The sequence below is a fragment of the Gammaproteobacteria bacterium genome, from assembly GCA_016705365.1.
In the GTDB taxonomy this organism is placed as follows: Bacteria; Pseudomonadota; Gammaproteobacteria; order Pseudomonadales; family UBA5518; genus UBA5518.
In genome coordinates, this window is sequence record JADIYI010000006.1 from 154,913 (window position 1) to 172,015 (window position 17,103).

The 17,103-nt window shown below is 59.8% G+C and carries 17 protein-coding genes and 3 pseudogenes; 12 read left to right on the plus strand and 8 right to left on the minus strand.

Annotation, left to right across the window (positions count from 1 at the left end; all coding sequences use genetic code 11):
• Nucleotides 1-297: 297 nt before the first annotated feature.
• The 4 genes from IPF49_06670 to IPF49_06685 form a co-directional block, all read right to left on the minus strand.
• A complete protein-coding gene (locus IPF49_06670) occupies nt 298-2,358 on the minus strand; it encodes a DUF2075 domain-containing protein (protein ID MBK6287310.1) in 2,061 nt (686 codons plus the stop codon).
• 33 nt (nt 2,359-2,391) lie between these two features.
• Nucleotides 2,392-3,711 carry an NERD domain-containing protein gene (locus IPF49_06675; protein MBK6287311.1) on the minus strand — a complete coding sequence of 440 codons (1,320 nt, stop codon included), beginning with the start codon at nt 3,709-3,711 and terminating at the stop codon, nt 2,392-2,394.
• Nucleotides 3,712-3,876: 165 nt separating this feature from the next.
• Complete coding sequence (locus IPF49_06680; GenBank protein ID MBK6287312.1) at nt 3,877-4,230, minus strand: hypothetical protein; 354 nt, start codon at nt 4,228-4,230, stop codon at nt 3,877-3,879.
• The gene (locus IPF49_06685) at nt 4,188-4,772 is read right to left on the minus strand and encodes a hypothetical protein (GenBank protein ID MBK6287313.1); all 585 of its coding nucleotides are present in this window, start codon (nt 4,770-4,772) and stop codon (nt 4,188-4,190) included. The genes IPF49_06680 and IPF49_06685 overlap by 43 nt, the downstream gene beginning before the upstream one ends.
• 116 nt (nt 4,773-4,888) lie before the next feature.
• On the opposite strand from IPF49_06685, the gene IPF49_06690 reads away from it, so the two are divergent.
• Entirely contained in the window at nt 4,889-5,293 is a 405-nt protein-coding gene (locus IPF49_06690) for a MerR family transcriptional regulator (protein ID MBK6287314.1), read from the plus strand.
• 54 nt (nt 5,294-5,347) lie between these two features.
• A complete protein-coding gene (locus tag IPF49_06695; GenBank protein MBK6287315.1) occupies nt 5,348-7,756 on the plus strand; it encodes a VWA domain-containing protein in 2,409 nt (802 codons plus the stop codon).
• A gap of 96 nt (nt 7,757-7,852) precedes the next feature.
• Here IPF49_06695 and IPF49_06700 read toward each other — a convergent pair whose 3' ends face one another.
• Nucleotides 7,853-8,554: a UPF0149 family protein gene (locus tag IPF49_06700; protein ID MBK6287316.1), complete on the minus strand. Its 702-nt coding sequence runs from the start codon at nt 8,552-8,554 to the stop codon at nt 7,853-7,855.
• A 47-nt stretch (nt 8,555-8,601) separates the two neighbouring features.
• Between IPF49_06700 and IPF49_06705 the strand changes: the two genes are divergently transcribed.
• The 4 genes from IPF49_06705 to IPF49_06720 all read left to right on the plus strand — a co-directional run bounded on the left by IPF49_06705 (nt 8,602) and on the right by IPF49_06720 (nt 10,113).
• Entirely contained in the window at nt 8,602-8,919 is a 318-nt protein-coding gene (locus tag IPF49_06705; GenBank protein ID MBK6287317.1) for a HigA family addiction module antidote protein, read from the plus strand.
• A 231-nt stretch (nt 8,920-9,150) separates the two neighbouring features.
• Nucleotides 9,151-9,573, plus strand: a complete 423-nt coding sequence (locus tag IPF49_06710; protein ID MBK6287318.1) for a helix-turn-helix transcriptional regulator — start codon at nt 9,151-9,153, stop codon at nt 9,571-9,573.
• Nucleotides 9,574-9,584: 11 nt separating this feature from the next.
• Nucleotides 9,585-9,788 carry a toxin-antitoxin system, antitoxin component, Xre family protein gene (locus IPF49_06715; GenBank protein MBK6287319.1) on the plus strand — a complete coding sequence of 68 codons (204 nt, stop codon included), beginning with the start codon at nt 9,585-9,587 and terminating at the stop codon, nt 9,786-9,788.
• The gene (locus IPF49_06720) at nt 9,766-10,113 is read left to right on the plus strand and encodes a type II toxin-antitoxin system PemK/MazF family toxin (GenBank protein ID MBK6287320.1); all 348 of its coding nucleotides are present in this window, start codon (nt 9,766-9,768) and stop codon (nt 10,111-10,113) included. The genes IPF49_06715 and IPF49_06720 overlap by 23 nt, the downstream gene beginning before the upstream one ends.
• 507 nt (nt 10,114-10,620) lie before the next feature.
• On the opposite strand, the gene IPF49_06725 is transcribed toward IPF49_06720, so the two are convergent.
• Both IPF49_06725 and IPF49_06730 read right to left on the minus strand, forming a co-directional pair.
• On the minus strand, nt 10,621-11,157 hold the full coding sequence (locus IPF49_06725; protein MBK6287321.1) for a hypothetical protein: 537 nt from the start codon (nt 11,155-11,157) through the stop codon (nt 10,621-10,623).
• A gap of 80 nt (nt 11,158-11,237) precedes the next feature.
• A complete protein-coding gene (locus IPF49_06730; GenBank protein ID MBK6287322.1) occupies nt 11,238-11,846 on the minus strand; it encodes a MarC family protein in 609 nt (202 codons plus the stop codon).
• A 73-nt stretch (nt 11,847-11,919) separates the two neighbouring features.
• Between IPF49_06730 and IPF49_06735 the strand changes: the two genes are divergently transcribed.
• On the plus strand, nt 11,920-12,423 hold the full coding sequence (locus tag IPF49_06735) for a phosphate-starvation-inducible PsiE family protein (protein MBK6287323.1): 504 nt from the start codon (nt 11,920-11,922) through the stop codon (nt 12,421-12,423).
• Between the two features lie 37 nt (nt 12,424-12,460).
• On the opposite strand, the pseudogene IPF49_06740 reads toward IPF49_06735, so the two are convergent.
• A pseudogene (locus tag IPF49_06740) lies at nt 12,461-12,850 on the minus strand (DUF3604 domain-containing protein).
• On the opposite strand from IPF49_06740, the pseudogene IPF49_06745 reads away from it, so the two are divergent.
• The 5 genes and pseudogenes from IPF49_06745 (at nt 12,816) to IPF49_06765 (ending at nt 16,789) form a co-directional block, all read left to right on the plus strand.
• Nucleotides 12,816-12,974: pseudogene (locus IPF49_06745) on the plus strand (transposase). The pseudogenes IPF49_06740 and IPF49_06745 overlap by 35 nt on opposite strands.
• 168 nt (nt 12,975-13,142) lie before the next feature.
• On the plus strand, nt 13,143-14,150 hold the full coding sequence (gene epmB, locus IPF49_06750; GenBank protein ID MBK6287324.1) for an EF-P beta-lysylation protein EpmB: 1,008 nt from the start codon (nt 13,143-13,145) through the stop codon (nt 14,148-14,150).
• 568 nt (nt 14,151-14,718) lie between these two features.
• Nucleotides 14,719-15,530, plus strand: a pseudogene (locus IPF49_06755) (type IV toxin-antitoxin system AbiEi family antitoxin domain-containing protein).
• 813 nt (nt 15,531-16,343) lie between these two features.
• Entirely contained in the window at nt 16,344-16,568 is a 225-nt protein-coding gene (locus IPF49_06760; protein MBK6287325.1) for a type II toxin-antitoxin system HicB family antitoxin, read from the plus strand.
• Complete coding sequence (locus IPF49_06765; GenBank protein ID MBK6287326.1) at nt 16,568-16,789, plus strand: type II toxin-antitoxin system HicA family toxin; 222 nt, start codon at nt 16,568-16,570, stop codon at nt 16,787-16,789. Before IPF49_06760 ends, IPF49_06765 begins: the two co-directional genes overlap by 1 nt.
• The last annotated feature ends 314 nt before the right edge of the window (nt 16,790-17,103 follow it).

Consider the following 17,103-nt stretch of genomic DNA (forward strand, 5'->3'; position numbering starts at 1 on the left):
GTGCGGGTTCTGCCAAATCAACGTGGAATCACCCTCAGCCGTGTGTCCCTCCGCCTTTGCGAGGACACCTTCTTTATCGACGAAGTCTTCATGAAAATCAACGGCAAGCCACACTGCCCGCGGCGTGTTGTCGATCAGGATGGAGAGCTTGTGGATGCTTATCTTCAAGCGAAGCGGGATGGGGGGGGCTCTACAACTACGCACCCCCATTTAGGACACGCCCCAGCCCCTAAATGAAGGAGGACCAGGCAGCAGGACTCCTGTCACCTTGTGCCCGAGCAATCCGCGCCAGCTTAATCAGAGCGGCATCGCTCCGCATTCCATAAGATACGCAGCAATCCCATCGTAGAAAACAACATCTCGCGTTTCATCCTCACCCGCCGTATCCCCCTTCGGCACAAAGATCACCATGCCCTGACGAGCTCGTGTCAGGATTACGCGGTAGCCGTTCTTGGCGACATCGATCAGCTTGTCACGCTGCCAATCGCTGCCTGAGAGCTTGAAAGCCGCCCAACCGTTCTTTTCACGGCGCAAATCAGCATCCCACGCGACGATAGTGAAATCCAGCTCCAAGCCCTGGATCTGGTACTGGTTCTGAACTGTTTCAAGTGAATTGGAAGCTCGGATATCTGTGCTGGGCGCTAGCATCCAGTCGGCGATGTTCGGCTTGTAATTGACGAATAGCCCATCGGCTGCCAGCCGTTTCGCCTGCCCAGACGCGATAATGCCAGCCCGATGGCCAACCAGCGTCTGTGGCCGCGCCCAGCCGCGCGCCGCCGCGAGGTTGCGAGTGAGCAGAATGGGGCATCCGTTTACATTTAAACGGGTTGCACATGCCGCTGCTTTTGAGCTGTCATTTTCGAGTAGCGCAGCCACCCAAGCCTCAACCTCGGCATTTCGATAGAAGCGCATCGACTGTTGTAGATGCCCGTGCTCAAGCGCCCTTCGCGCCGGGTGCGTTGCCCAAGTTTGTCCCCCACTCAGTTCCGCCAGAGCCAGCGTCTCCTCAGCAATGGAAAACGTCCAGCCCAGCTCGTCCGCGGCTTCCAGCCAGGCGACGATGCCGCGCTCACCGCGATTGATGGCTTGATTGTGACCTACAAGCGCCACCACAACGGTGCCACCTTCAGGGTAGGCCTCACGCTGCACCTGCAGAATCAGATCCGCCTCGTGATCAGCAAGTGGCTGACCCAACACCTGGCGGCCCTTCTCATAGGTTCGCTGTGCCTCATCAAACACGAGTACACGCGCATCTTCCTGCTTATGCGCACTACCACGCCGACCTAGAAAGTTGTGTGCTTTGACGATCTTGAAGCTAGCGGCGGCACCAACCAGCGCCGCGTCCATGTGTCTATAGCCTGTCGGGGTCCAGGCGCTGGCTCGACTTCCCTGCTTGCGGTACGAGTCGCCTAGGGCACGGTTCAGCACGTCGACGAGTGGGGCGTTGCCGGTGACGAACACCGCCTCGCGTGCATGGGGCCCGCGCATCACCAGGTCGAGGCCGACCAGGGTTTTTCCAGCCCCGGGCGCGCCGGACAGGAAGACAATATGATGGCGTCGCTGATCGATGGCCTCGTCAATGTGGCAGCGAATCTCAGCCACGCTTGCGTCGATCGCCGCCTTTGGCGCCGCGTGCGCGTCAATGGCAGCGACATCATGATGCCCATAGAGCGAGAGCGTGGCATCCAGGATGGACGAAGATGGCTTAAACGGTGAATCAAGCCAGGTCTCGGCTGAGACCGAATGCTCCGATCGACGCGCGCTCAGGCCAAGTGCAAAGGCTTGGCTCAGCGTATTGCGGTCGCACTCGATCGGGCGATGTGCAAGATCTGGCCAGCTATGGCCACCGAGCCGTAACTCGTCAGGCACGTTTGGCGCCGTTCCCCGCGTAAGCGCAAGCACAGGAACCACGATCGCCTGATACTGCGTGCACCACGCCTGTGTGGCCTTGTGGAACTCCAGCAGATTCACCGCGTAATTCATCACCTGGTCGCGATCTGCCCGTCCCAGCCGACTACGCTTAAATTCAATTACGAATAGCGCCCCCGCCGCCAACAATAAGCAATCCATCCGCAAGCCGCGGCGACGAAAGTCGAACTCAAGAATCACATGTGAAATCGCCTCACAGCCGTCCTGGGATAGCGCATGACGCACCATATCAATGCGCTCATCTAGGTGCTCCTGCAGCATTCCCAAGCTGTGGAGCCACTCCTCCCCTTGCGTCGCCTCCACTTCCAGGCTCTCGTGTACCGCGCGGCCGGCAAGTGTGTCTGCAATGTTGTTTCCGGGTGTGTCGAGAAACTCCTGGCGCGACGCGACATACCAAGCGGGGGATCTACCAACGGAGTTCTGCTGCACGACATTGTTCTCGATATAGTATGTATGAATTTTTCAACGCAGCTTCTTCGGCGGCGCCTCGACAACAGACAACTGTTCCAGCTGATACGCAATGCGCTGCACTTGGGCATCTTCAAGGCGCGATATGCCAGTGGGTTTTGACATCCACTCGGGTTTTTTCGGGTTGATGACTGTTACATCACCTTTAGCCGCGCGCTGCACATACCATCCAGGCAACGCCAACACACCGCGCACCGTGATCGGCTCACCAGTTGCCTTACTCAGTTTCTGAGCCAGCCAGCGGGCCTGTCGCTCGGCCTGCTGTAGGGGTTTTGTCTCGGTCCATCCAGGAAATTTCAATGCCTTGCCATCATAAGTCACCGTTACCCCCTCCCTGCCGCCACCCATTTCGGGTTTCAATCTTGACTTGGTCTCCACCGCGAATATGCCACCCGGCCCGACCACCACATGATCGATATTGAACTCTCCACATTGAAGGTCATGGAACAAGCGACATCCGGATGCACGCAGCACTTCAAGTTCTTGCGCTACGACCAGTTCGGCGTCAACGGCTTGTAATATCTTTCGCCGCGAAGTGCCACGTCTGAACGCAAGCGCTGTTACAACCACGGTGACAATCACACCAGTCGACAAATAAAATTGCCATTTGCTATCTTCGAAATTGAGCTGTCGACGCCACATGTCGGCAAAAAACATGGTGGATACAGAAAACGGGAGCATTAATGCCGCAGCAATGTACGCGCTAATCTCATCATTTAGATCTGTAAGTTTCTCTCTTAAACCTTGAGCAGGTTGACGCAGCATATCCGTCGTCAGTGGTGAACGTCTGCGGTCTCTGCTGCGCAGCAACTTTAGCGTGAATATCGTCGCAATGATGATTGAAAACGAAACAATCATGGGAATTGCGATTACGAGCAATCGAAACATGAGTCTGTACCTTTCCCGCGACAAGATATATTCGGCTTCACGAAGCGTAGCCGCATTAGGGCAGAGGCAAATTAAGACTGATTTATGGTTTCGCGATAACCCGAATGGGGCAAGTTGCAGTCGCATCACCTCGGTGTCGGCATCGATCCAGAACTTATCTATTTGGGCCGAATCAGCCGGATGAATTTCCGCAACAAATTCGCGGTCGCATCCGGCGCGCGAGGCCATGCTTCGCGTAAATCGCTCCGCAAGCCCTGCCGATTTATGACTTGCGCCATCCTTGGTGCTCTCCCTGCGGGCGCACTCGCTGGAAAAGTTCCGTTCTGGAATGAAAGAACGACTCCACGACCGCATTGTCCCAACAGTCACCGCGCCGACCCACGCGCGGCTCGATGTTGTGATCGCGGCAGCACTGCAGCCAGCCATCGCTGTCCTACTGCGAGCCCGAGACGGAATGGATCAGCACAGCCACAATCTGTTCAGCTGAATATCGCGTCTTCTACACGGCAAACTCCTCGGCCCAGATGGGCCTGGTTTGCCGGAATAACCAAACTCTTTGTGGTCCGGACTGGTCATAGCGCCCCAGTCAAATCAGTGCAGCCGCCGGCGCCGCGACGCACGTGACAGGACCGTAGGGCCGGACTCGGCCGAATCCCGACCGGCCGGACGCCCCATCCTGAAGGCGCAAAGGTGTACCAGGCGGTCATCGACAATCAGTGATCCCCCGTTGATTTCAGGGGAATCCAGCCGGACGTCTTCTCCAAGGCCAACCGCCCGATAGTGGCTGCGCTCGGCCTGCCGTATGGCCTCGATCAGCCCCTGACAATCCGCACCGGTGCCGGCCACCGCCTTGTCGCTGCGCTCATCGATGGCATCGAGCGCATAGCTCGTCACCAGTTTCTTCAGCTGCTTTGCGAGTGTGACGGGCGAATCGAACAGATCCATGCCGATGAGTTGCCCGCGTTGGGGGGCGGCCCGTGCGCTTTCCCGCGGCGCTGAACGGGGGGGGGGGGGGGGGCGGGGGGGGGGGGGGGCTGTACGGGTCCGTCGGCACCCATCGAGGCGTTGATGTGCGCGGTCTTTTCCGCCCGCCCTCGCGAGAAATGGGCGCGGCCGGCCGCGCTGAACTCATCCGACTGCCGGCTCCAGCGACCCGCCTCGACGCACGAGACCGGGATCACCGTTTCGCTCTTTGCCGCAACCATGATCGTCAGGTTGACGATGCGGTTCTGCTTGGCGCCGACCAGTTCCTCGCCATCGAGCAACAGGACGGGTATCTCGGCCTCGTTGACCAGGCACAGATTGGGCACACTGCCCTGCTCGGAGACTTCCGTCACCCGAACCTGGCCGGATTGCAGTGCTTCCTCCAGCGTCAGGTAACCCGGCTGCCCCACGGCATCGCCGAGCAGCGGGAACATGGTGAGATTCTCCAGCGTAACCGGGCTGCCCATTCGAATACCGGACAAGGCGATATCCAGTGCTTTCATGTCACGACGTCTCCACAAATATGCGATTCAAGGAATGATTGTGAACTGATGCGGCCTCATGCCATGAGGCTGACAGCGATTGCGTTTTTTAACAGCATGGTGTTATATTCGCTGTCATGTTTAAAGATGTCACCCAACCCCAGTACTCCATCGGGCAACTGGCCGAACTGGCCGATGTCAGTCGGCGCACGGTGCACTTCTACGTGCAGCAGGAACTGATCGACCCGCCGGAGGGGCGGGGGCGCGGCAGTTTCTACACCGCGCGGCACCTGGAGCAGCTGCAGCGCGTGTTGAAGCTTCAGCGCGAGGGCTTGCCCCTGCGCCGGATCCAGAGCATGTCCGAATCGGTGCAGGTGCGCGCGGCATCGGCAACGCCGGACCGGGCTTTGGTGATGCGCCTGGCGGTTGCACCGGGCATCACGCTGGAGTTGGCCGCCGGGCCCGGCGGGGAAATTCCGACATCGGAGCAACTGAAGGAACTGGCGCAACGCTGCGCGGAAATACTCGAGCGCAAATCGTAGGCAATCGCGTGGTACTGGTCCGCAACCGCGCCAACAGCAACAAGAGGTCGTGTCATGGGAACGCAGGAATCAATCGCAGGCGGGATGTTTGTCAGGAACTCGAACGCACGGGTGCCGCTGACCGGTGTGCAGATCGAGGTGGTCGGCAGCGGGGCCGCGGCGCGGGTCAGCGTGCGCCAGAGGTACATCAATACGGAGCAATCGCCCATTGAAGCGGTGTACAGCTTTCCGCTCGAGGAAGGCAGTGCCGTCTGCGAGCTGATCGTTGAAATCGGCGGCAGGAAACTGCTCGGCAGGATCGAGGAGCGGGAAAAGGCCTTCGAGCAGTATGACGAGGCAATGGCCGCCGGCAATGGTGCGTTTCTGGCCGATCAGGACCGGCCCAATATCTTCACGATGAGCGTTGGCAATCTGCTTCCGGGCCAGGAAGCGATAGTGTGCCTGGGGTACGCCACAGAGCTCGAACAGCATGGCGACAGCGTGCGCATCATGCTGCCGACAACGATTTCGCCGCGCTACGTGCCGCAGCCGATGCTTGAATCCGCCGATCCCGCCGAACTGGAGCGGATCAACCCGCCTACCGTGCGCGGCCCGGTGCCTTACGGCCTGTCACTGACGGTGGAATACACCGCCCCGCAAGGCGTGACGTCGGTGGCCTGCCCTTCGCATCCGGCGCGGGTCGAGATCGAAGGCAATCAGGCCCGAGTTGAATTGATGGGCTCCGCCATACAACTCGACCGCGACTTCGTGCTGAACGTCACCCTCGCGAGGCCATTCGATGCCTGCGCCGTGCTGACGCGCGATGGGGATGGCGCCCATGCGATGATGGTCAATCTCTACCCCGACCTGAAACAGTTCGCCCGCCAGCCGAGCGAATTCATCTTCCTGCTCGACCGTTCGGGGTCGATGGAGGGCGACAGCATCGCCCAGGCGCTGAACGCGCTGCGCCTGGCGCTGCGGTCCATGGACGAAGGCGATACCTTCAATATCGTGGGTTTCGGCAGCGATTACGAGCTGATGTTTCCGGAAAGCCGCCCGTACACGCAAGCATCGCTCGACGAGGCGACCAACACGCTCGAGGGCTGGGATGCAGACCTCGGCGGCACCGAACTGCTCAAACCGCTCCAGCAGATACTGAAAGCCGGCCAGGGAGCGCTGGCGCGCCAGGTCATGCTGCTGACCGACGGCCAGGTCGCAAACGAAGCCGAGTGCATTGCCGCCGTGGCCGGGCAATCCGGATCCATGCGCATCTTTACGTTTGGCATTGGCCACGGCGCCTCCGAGTTTCTTGTGAAGGGTCTTGCGCGAGCCTGCGGAGGCAAGGCCGAATTCATTCATCCCAATGAACGCATCGAGCCCATCGTCATGCGTCAGTTCAGACGCGCCGCGGCGCCGTATCTGCGCAACGTACGCCTGGATTGGGGCGGTCTGGAGCCCGAACTCGTGGCGCCCGAACTGGTCCCTGCCCTGTTCGACGGGGACCGATTCACGGTGTATGCGCGGGTCGGCAACTCACCCGCATCCGGGTCTGCGGAGGTGGCTGTGCTCGCGGATGGGCCCAAAGGTTCGCTGCGGTTTCCGCTCAACCTGGACTTCAACACCGTAACCGATCGACCGATGGTGCCGGTCCTGATGGCACGCTCCGCCATACGCGAACTGGAGGAGGGACGCAGTGCCGCAATGGAGCGCGGTTCGAATCAGCGCGCGCGCAAGAAGGACGACACGAACAGCAAGGTACTCGAGCTTGCGCTGAAGTATCAGATACTCAGCTCGCAAACCAGCTTCATTGCCGTCGAGGAGCGCGCGGAGGGCACGCAGAGCGAACGCGCCCAACTGCGCCGCGTTCCGGTGGCGTTGACGCAGGGCTGGGGTGGTGGTTCAAGCGAAGGTCCATGCCTTGCATTGAGCGCAAGCAATTATGGCGCTGGCCACATGAATTTTCCTGCATGTGAAAGGAGCGCTGGTGTCGCAACTCCCGACACCGATGCATACCCTGGACGCATGGATTGCGCTGGTCCGCCGATGCTTGCGCGCGGTAGCTTCAAGTTGAAGCGAACTTTCGACGCGGTACGCGGCCGCATTGGCAAACGACGGGGCGTTGGCTCCGATGGCTCACAGAATCCCGAGCCAATGAGCGCTGATTCGAAACTGATGCGCTTGACGATGGCGCAACATGCCGACGGCAGTTTCCTGCTGGACGATACGACGCTGAAGATTTTCGGGCTGGATCGTATCTCGCTGGAGTCTGCATCAAGATCGCTGGGTCGCAGTACCGCTGCGGATTCGGCGGTTCATACCGCGGTAGCGCTTGCCCTGCTGGCCCGGCACTTCAGCGATCGTCAGGATGAATGGCGGATGCTTGCCGACAAGGCGCAACGCTGGCTGGAGAAGCAGGCGTTGAAATTGCCGGACGATGTGGCGTCGTGGGCGATATGGGCGGCGCAGGTGTGCGGGATCGAGTGACCATTCGAACGCGAGGGGGCGGAGTTGATGCTTTATGGGTCGTTCGCAGGAAACACGATTCGGCACCGCCCCCCATTGTAGTGACCTGCGCTCCGCTCAATTCAAGCAACACTTCTTGTATTTCTTGCCGCTGCCACACGGGCAAGGATCATTGCGGCCCACCCGCGGCTCGCTGCGGCGTATGGGCTCCATGGACATTTCCAATTCCTTCATTCGCGCCTGCCAGTACGCGTGTATTGCCCTGGCACTCGGTGCGATTGCCTGCTGGCGCTCGACCACTTCTTCATCGGAGCCTTCGTGCCCAGGCCAATCGGCGTCCTCGGTAAACGCAAATATTGCAAGAAGCGGTTCCGTAACCTCTTTACCGCCGCTCAACCAGAGCTCTGGATTCAACTTCACGCCACGCGCGTAGCCTTCACACCATTCGTCGACAATCGTGGACGTGCGGCCCTCGAACTCGCTCTCCATGAAAAAAGGCTCGAACTGTTCCGGCTCATCCATCAGTTCCGCAATGATTCCATTCATGTGCCGTACAAACAGCGAGAAAATTTCCTCGAATTCCGCCGTGTTCTTCCACACGGGTTCGAAATCACCCCACACCGCCGGTAACCACTGCGAAGGCATCACGGCCACCGGGCCACTGACAACGGCAGTGAAAAACCCGTCCAGTTCGCTGATATCCAGCACGCCCTCGTCTTTGCCGACCATGTCTTCATCCTCGTCACCGAAACGGGCGAGGAGAAACTCGTCCAGGCGAGCGAATTCATCTTCCGACATTGGGGTGAGCAGGTCTTTCATGAGTCAATCGCCGGACACGGTGGTTGATGCGCCAAGTATGAGGCGGGATTGGTCCACGGGCCAGAACATCGCACCCCGGCGAGACACTGCGCGAAGACGTGCTGCCCGCGCTGGGATTGTCGGTCTCCGCGGCCGCTGAGCAGCTCGGGATTGCTCGCGTCACACTTTCGCGTGTTTTGCACGGGCGTTCGAGCATTTCGGTAGACCTGGCACAGCGCCTGGAACTGTGGCTCGGCGGGCCTGAGGCGGGCCCCAGCGCAGAGAGTTGGCTCTGCGGGCAGATAGCCTTTGACCTGTGGCAAGCGCGCAAGGGCCGCAAGCAGCCATCGGTCGCACTGGCGCCGACGCCCCCCCGCCCCGAGTAGCGGCTTTGTTTGGAGTCCTCCGGGCGACATCACGCGCTGCCGTAGGTGCAGGTCCCGGCCAGTGCACCCGCGTTGAAGACCTGTTCGAGCCGTCCGACGCCGTTATAGGCGGTGATTTTGATCGGAAGCGAAAATAAATCTGTCCCCATATTCCGTCCCCATATTCCATGCCGAGCAGCAGGGTTGCACAGAATTATAGGCATTGCCTATACTGCGCAACAGACTCACACCATGCCAGCCGAGATCACCGTGAATACAGGCTATACAATTGCAGCCACTTTTCCCCAGATTGGAGTGTGTTTCGTGCCTCAAGTGCTCAGCAAAGATTCCAGCGGCGCCCGTATCGCCCAGTTCCGCAAGGACAAGGGCATGACGCAGAAAGTACTCGCCGAACGGCTCGGCGTCTCCCAGCCCGTCGTCTCCGATTACGAGACCGGCGTCATCCGCCTGCCGGCCGATGTCGTGGTCGAGATCGCCAAGCTCCTGGCCGTGACCACCGATGAGATTTTGGGACTGAAGGCGGAAGCCCGTTCGGCTTCCGGTCTTAAGAACCGCCGCTTGTCACGGCGGCTGCGGGCGATCGATGCGTTGCCGAAACGCGATCAGGAAGCGCTGCTGCGCACCATCGACGCCTTTATCTCGAAGCCCGCCTGAAGGTCACTACCATGAACACCCGTGATGAACACGTCCTGATCGAGAAGTTGCGCAGCCTGCCACCACAGCGTCTGGCCGAGGTCGAGGATTTCGTGGACTTCCTGCATAGCCGCGACGACGACCAGCGGCTGGTGCGGGCGGCAGCCGCGTTGTCGGAAAGCGCGTTGCATGCCGTGTGGGACAACGAGGACGATGCCGACTATGACCGCCTATAACTTCGGCGATGTCGTGCTCGTGCCGTTCCCGTTCACCGATCAGACCACCACCAAGCAGCGCCCCGCAACCGTGATCTCGAGCGAGGCCTACCACCGGGCCCGGTTCGATGTGATCCTGCTGGCTGTGACCAGCCAGGTGCGGCCGACCCTCGCTGTCGGCGAGGTGATCGTCCAGGACTGGAAGGGTGCGGGACTGTTGAAACCGTCCGTGCTCAAACCGGTCATTACCACGATCGAGCAGCGGCTGATCATAAAGAAACTCGGACGGCTAAAGGAAGACGACCGCATCGCGCTCAAGCATGCGATCAGTACCGTTATCGGCTGACCCGGCAAATTGCGGCCCCAAACCTTGTCTCTCGGTCCGGTACTGTCCGATTGCCATTCGCAGGCTTTTTCGTGTTTCTGCCGTGTCTCCGAACGGAGAACCGTAACGCAGCAGACTGTGTGGCGGTGAGACGCAGTCTGCTACTAACCCGTCTCCGGAATTTTCCCTGCTCACGGGAAATCTACAGGGAAAATCATTCGCTTCTATCGCACGTTGCCATGCATACCCCCTTGGCCCACTGATTTAGCAGCAGATATTTTAAGGAATTCAGACTGAACGCTTCTGATAACAGGGAATTATCAGGGAATGGGCGTTGAAGTCGGACTTCGCGCCACCGAGCATGTTTTTCACTTCGATTGGCAATGATTTACGCATTCGCACCCCACACGTCGAGATAAATAAATCCGTCCCCATATTCCGCACGTCGAGATAAATAAATCTGTCCCCATATTCCCTGATCGGTGAATCCTCGCGTGTAGATCGAGTTCTCATTGGCCAGCAGCGTGCTCATGCTGGCGGCATCAATGTCGCTCGCCCAGTTGCTCTCGCGCCGCCCCCCCCAAAGGGATCAAAGCTGATCTTCTCTCCAAGAACCGCCCCGCTGGCATTGGTCACCGCATCGACCGAGCCCAGATGATCATGATGCAGATGCCGCGAAAAGATGGAGATCTGGTTCCCTCCCCAGGCATCCAACTTCTTGATGCGCTGTACCGCCGCACTCGCGCTCACCCGCTCCACCACGTCCCCCGAAACGCCCGTGGGTGGGCCGGTGACCTCATAATCCCCCAGGTACACCGTCACCAATTGCTTTTGTACCCCGGTTTCATCCCATGTCTCTAGACCGAGGTAGCGCTGCCCGTTCGGGTCATACCAAAACTGCTCGCGCGCGGTGGGCGTGGTCGTGCCCGCGCTGGTGCCGACCGTGATCATTTGCACGTTGCTCCGGGCATCGTAGGACAGGAATGTATCATCGCCCGAGATTGCGTCGTATTGCGTGATGTTCCCGGCCGCGTCGTAAAATAAATCTGTCCCCACATTCACCATATTCTCTGCTGGGCGCCGGCAGTACGGAATGTAATCTGCAGTGTTAGCAGGAACACAACCTGCCCAGATGCGTTTGACGGCTACCGGAGTGAAAAATAGGCGTCAATTCCTGCTAGCATGCTCGCAACCGCTGCAGACGACAGAATCAGCCCCATGATCCGACTCAGTACGCTCGCGCCGGAGTTGCCAATGAGGCGGTGTATGCGGGTTGCCCACAGCATGAGCACCAAGGTGATTCCCAGTACCAGAAGCAGAATGGATGTTGTGAACAACTGCTCCCAGAGGTCAAAACGATCTTTGTCTGTGAGCATCACAGCCGCCAGCATTGCACCTGGACTGGCAATGGAGGGGATCGCTAATGGAAACACCGCCGCGTCTGCAGCGCTATCTACCCGGAGTTCCTCCTCAGGTTTGCTTTCACCGAATATCATGCTCAGTGCGAACAGGAAGAGCACTACCCCTCCGGCGATCTGGAAAGCCGCCAGAGGAATACTCATCACGGACAGTAGTAATTCGACTGCCAGAACGAAGAAAACCAGGACCACAGCGGCGATGATTGTTGATCGGATTGCGATTCTTCGTCTCTCGATCTCTGAAAAATTCTGGGTCAGCGCAATAAAGACGGGTATCGTGCCGATCGGGTCGATTACGGTGAAGAAGAACACAAAGGTGGAGACGAAATCGCGCAACTAGACAGCTCCGGTCTTCTGATGGAAATTCAGGCCGACCCTCGGCGAGGAACAACAAGGTAAGTATGCAGGCATGAAACGCGACCACGATACACATGAGGAATTCGGGCTGTCCAGCTTTCAGGATGACAAACTGATCTCAGGCCTTTCCCGGATCATACGTCTGGCGGTTCGATTCCTCGCTGTACTCATGACTTTTGTCATCGTCTGGGGGGTTTGGGATGTTGTCTGGGTGCTCTGCGAGCGGCTCATGGCGCCGCCCTTCATGCTTCTCGAAATTACTGACATTCTTGCCACCTTCAGCGCGTTCATGGCCGTACTGATAGCGATTGAGATATTCATCAACATTGTGATGTACCTCAAAGACAACGTGATCCATGTCAATCTGGTGATTGCGACCGCGCTCATGGCGATCGCGCGGAAGGTTATCGTGCTGGATACCGCCCACGTTGAATCAGCGTACATATTTGCCATTGCGGCGGTTGTGCTGGCGCTCTCGGTCAGCTACTGGCTGCTGCACAAGACCGCGCCGCTGGCGTGGGTGGCGGCGCGCAAGGCGAAAGACGAGCGCGCCTGATCAGGGAAACGAGCTGGGCCCAGGCATGTCGAGCCTCCTACTCCGGTGAATTCCAGATGGGCGACGTATAGGCCCGCTCGGTGACAGTTGTGCGGGTGCCGTCCAGCAGTTTGATGTTGAAACTCTTCGCGTCTTATGCCATCCAGCGGGGTGTAGGGATCTCTATCACCCGGGCGTAGTAGAAAGCCTGCTGACCATCCGGATCTTTCCAGACGATGATCCGCTCAGTTGCACCGATGGAGTTGCTCCAGGTCGCATTCTTCACATCCACGGTGCTGCCGTTAGAGGGTACCTTGCCATTTCGATCACGCTTGCGGACTCCGCTCCAGACCATGTCATGCATCTTCTCCTGGAGTTCGCCCTTGCCATCCAGCCAGCCTTTGACGATCTGAATGCGATCCAGATTGTCGCCCAAGGAATCCATCATGGCAGCGACGAGGAAGGCCGGCTTTACCCACAAGATCACGGTCACACTGATTCAGCACTTTGGCAGTGCACTGAACCTGAATCTACATTTCCATATGCTGTTTCGCGACGGGGTGTACACCGACGGCCACCGCGGCGAGCTTTATGACTGACCGCGCCGGCCATCGCGCTCGATGGCGGGCTCTGCGCGGGCTAAATCTCCGCGAGCGTTCCACGCGGCGCTTGCTGGCCACGCGCCGCGATAATCCGTACCATTCGCGCCCGCGATCCGACACCCCGATTCGACACGGCCCATGAACCCGATCCCGCTGCACAACCGACAGACTGAGGACTGGCAACGCGCGCTGCGCGAGGCGATCCGCGATCCGCGCGAACTGCTTGCCATGCTGGGTCTCGCGGACTCCGCGCTTGCTGCACAGCTCGATACGGACCCCAGCTTCAGGGTACGTGTGCCACGCGGATATGCACAGCTGATGCGCCACGCAGACGAACGCGATCCGCTGCTCCGCCAGGTGCTGGCGCTCGAGCAGGAACTGCGGGAGCACCCCGGTTACCGCGCCGATCCGCTCGCCGAGGCGCAGGCTTCGCCGGTTCCGGGCCTGCTGCACAAGTACGCCGGTCGCGCGCTGTTGATGAGTTCGCCTGCCTGCGCGGTGCATTGCCGTTACTGCTTCCGTCGTGAGTTTCCCTACCAGCAGCACAGCGATGGCCTCGCGCTCGCCGGTGCGCTCGAGCACCTCCGCCAGGACCAATCCATCGCTGAGCTGATTCTCTCGGGCGGTGATCCGCTGACGCTCAAAGACGATGCGCTGCACGCGTTGTTTGCGCAGCTCGGCACGATCACGCAGCTGCGACGCGTGCGCATCCACACGCGAACGCCCGTAGTGATTCCACAGCGTGTGACGCCGGGACTGCTTGCATTGCTTTCCGCGCAGCGCATGCCGATCGTGATCGTGCTTCACGCCAATCATGCCAACGAACTCGGCGCGGACTTCGCACATGCCGCCCTGCAGTTGCGGGCCACCGGCGTCACTTTGCTCAACCAGTCGGTGCTGCTTGACAGCGTGAACGATGACGCGGATGCGCTGTGTGCGTTGTCGGAGCGGTTGTTCGAATGCGGCGTGCTCCCCTACTACCTTCATTTGCTGGACCCGGTGCGCGGTACCGCCCATTTCGACGTCCCGGAACAACGCGGCAAGCAGTTGATCGCCGCAATGCGCAACCGCCTCCCCGGCTACCTTGTCCCGCGCCTCGCACGCGAAATCGCCGGCGAGGCCGCCAAGCAGGTGCTGGCTTCCTGAGCGCCCGCGGGTACCCGCGCAGCCTGCTGCCGCACTACTTCGAACAGTTTTCCAAAGTCGAACTGGGGAAACGCTACAGCGATGTCCTTGAGTACTCATCGGGGCGGCGGTACGGGCTCGGCTGCACCCTAACGGGTGCGCCGGCACTACCCTTGCCCCTCAGTATTTGCTGACCTGCCGGAGTCCGTTGGCCTGCCGTCTCTTTCGACCCGCTGGAACTGCCATACCAGAACGGCATGATCCCTGAGATCTCTCTCCTCAATCTCATCTTCGAGTAGTGGCTTTTCAAGCGCTTCTGTACCCCACACACACCCCCTGTCCACCCCTGTTGAGTTCCGTCAGGAATTGCCCCACTTTTTTGATGAGCGACTGGTCCATGGCGGCGGAATCGAATCATTTCGATTTCAACCAGTTGGATGCTGTTGAAGCGGGCCAGTCCCGAGTTGAACAAGTGCGGGAAAGTGGATCGTTTCTGGATGGAACTCAACAGCCCGCAGCTCCCACAGATCCGGGCGTGTCGTTGGTTATTATATATGCAATAGTTCGCGCTTTACGTTAAATGTTGCATATGAAACAAAGGATCTTTCGACTTCCCCGAGGCCGCGCACAGCTGGTCAGCGTCGTATCCGCAGCGGGCGACGTCATCCGGGTAGATGACGTCGTCAGCGCTCTTCAACTCGACCGCACTGCGGCCGCCCAGCGTCTCTCACGCTGGACAGAACAGGGTTGGCTAAGGCGCGTCGGTCGGGGCGTCTACGTCGCCGCGTCAATCGACACGATGCGGTCCGACCACGTCCTTGACGACCCTTGGGTTCTCGTCCCCGCACTCTTCGCGCCAGCTTACATCGGCGGGCGCACGGCAGCCGAGCATTGGGATCTCACCGAGCAAATCTTCAACGACATCTTCGTGATGACGGTGCAGCCCGTGCGTCAGAAGCGCCAAGTGCGACACGGCGCGCCATTTTCGTTGAAGCATATTCAGGAACGAAAGCTCTTTGGCACCAAGAGCCTATGGCGCCATCAGACCCGCGTGCCGGTATCCAACGTACACCGCACGGTCGTCGACATGCTGGATGACCCTGCGCTCGGCGGTGGCATCCAACACGTAGCCGATTGCCTTGCCACATATCTGCGATGCGATGATCGCGATGATGAGAAGCTCATCGAGTACCCGCTGTGCGTCTCGGCAAAGGCGCTGTTTTCAAGCGCCTCGGGTTTCTGGCAGAGTACTTGCCCGACGGTGCTGAGCTCGCCCGCCTTTGCGGGCGCCATCTCAGCGGTGGCCATTCGAATCTCGACCCTGCCCAGGACGGGCCGCACGTCGTGACAAAATGGCGACTGCGCGTGCCTGTTCGCTGGTGTCACGAGAAAGCGAAGTGATCGAAAAACGCGAAATCCTTGCTGCATCCCATCAGGCATCCTTGACACCGCGGGCCGACGTCCCCCCGCCCTGAGTAGTGAGCGGTTTTGTTTAGAGTCCTCCGAGCGACATCCCGCGCTGCCATAGGTGTAGGTCCCAGCCAATGCACCCGCGTTGAAGACCTGTTCGAGCCGTCCGACGTCGTTATTGGCGGTGATCTTGATCAGAAGCGAAAATAAATCTGTCCCCTTATTCGGTCCCCGTATTCGTCATCAAGATCGCGGGTCGCAGTACCGCTGCGGATTCGGCGGTTCATACCGCGGTAGCGCTTGCCCTGCTGGCCCGGCACTTCAGCGATCGTCAGGATGAATGGCGGATGCTTGCCGACAAGGCGCAACGCTGGCTGGAGAAGAAGGCGCTGAAATTGCCGGACGATGCGGCGTCGTGGGCCATGTGGGCGGCGCAGGTGTGCGGGATCGAGTGACTTGAGAAATTCATCGGTATATCAACCGGGGGGGGCAGGCGGGGGGCGCGCCGTGCGCGGGGTCGGCGCGGCCCCGCCGGGGGGGGGGGGGGGGGCCGGGGGCGGGCCGGCGGGGGGCCTGGGGGCCCCCGGCGGCGGGGGGGGGGGGGGGGGGGGGGGGGCTTCGGTCCGGGCGGCCCGGGGGGGGGGGGGGCGGGCCCCCGGGGCCGGGCTCCTCCTAGAATTTAGCTCTGGATAAGATTACTCTCCACGTGAGTTATCTCACGCCTGCCGTGCGCCAAGCAGCACGTCGTCATGGAGATGCTCGATGGACTGCTGGCGCAGGCCGGCCGCTAAAGGGGAAATCGCGATGGAACACATCATCAATCTGCATATCGAGAAATTGCCCGAAGGCGTCTACCTCGCCACCTCCGATGAGGTGCAGGGTCTTATCGCGCAGGGCCGCACCATCGAGGAAGCTGTCGAGATTGCCCGCGATGTGGCGAAGAAGCTCATCGAGGCGCAGCAGGGAACTGGACCGTTACTACCGCCGGCACGCGAGACGCTCGACTATCCGCTGATCGTCAACCTGTAATGGGGAGATTGGCTGGCTTTCGCTACCGCACCATCGTACAGCGGCTCAAACGTGCCGGCTTCGAATTCCACCGCCAAGCCGCCGGCTCCCACGAGATTTGGCACAACCCGGTGACCAACTGCTACACCACCATCCCAAACCATCCCGGCGATATGCCGGAAGGCACGCTGCGCGCCATCCTCAAGCAGGCAGGAGTCGAGATCGAGGAGTTTTTGAAGTAGTTCAGCAAGGAGCGGTTCCGAAATCTCTTTACCGCCGCTCAACCAGAGCTCTGGATTCAACTTCACGCCACGCGCGTAGCCTTCACACCATTCGTCGACGATCGTGGACGTGCGGCCCTCGAACTCGATCTCCATGAAAAAAGGCTCGGTTTCATCCCATGTCTCAAGACCGAGGTAGCGCTGCCCGTTCGGGTCATACCAAAACTGCTCGCGCGCGGTGGGCGTGGTCGTGCCCGCGCTGGTGCCGACCGTGATCATTTGCACGTTGTTCCGGGCATCGTAGGACAGGAATGTATCATCGCCCGAGGTTGCGT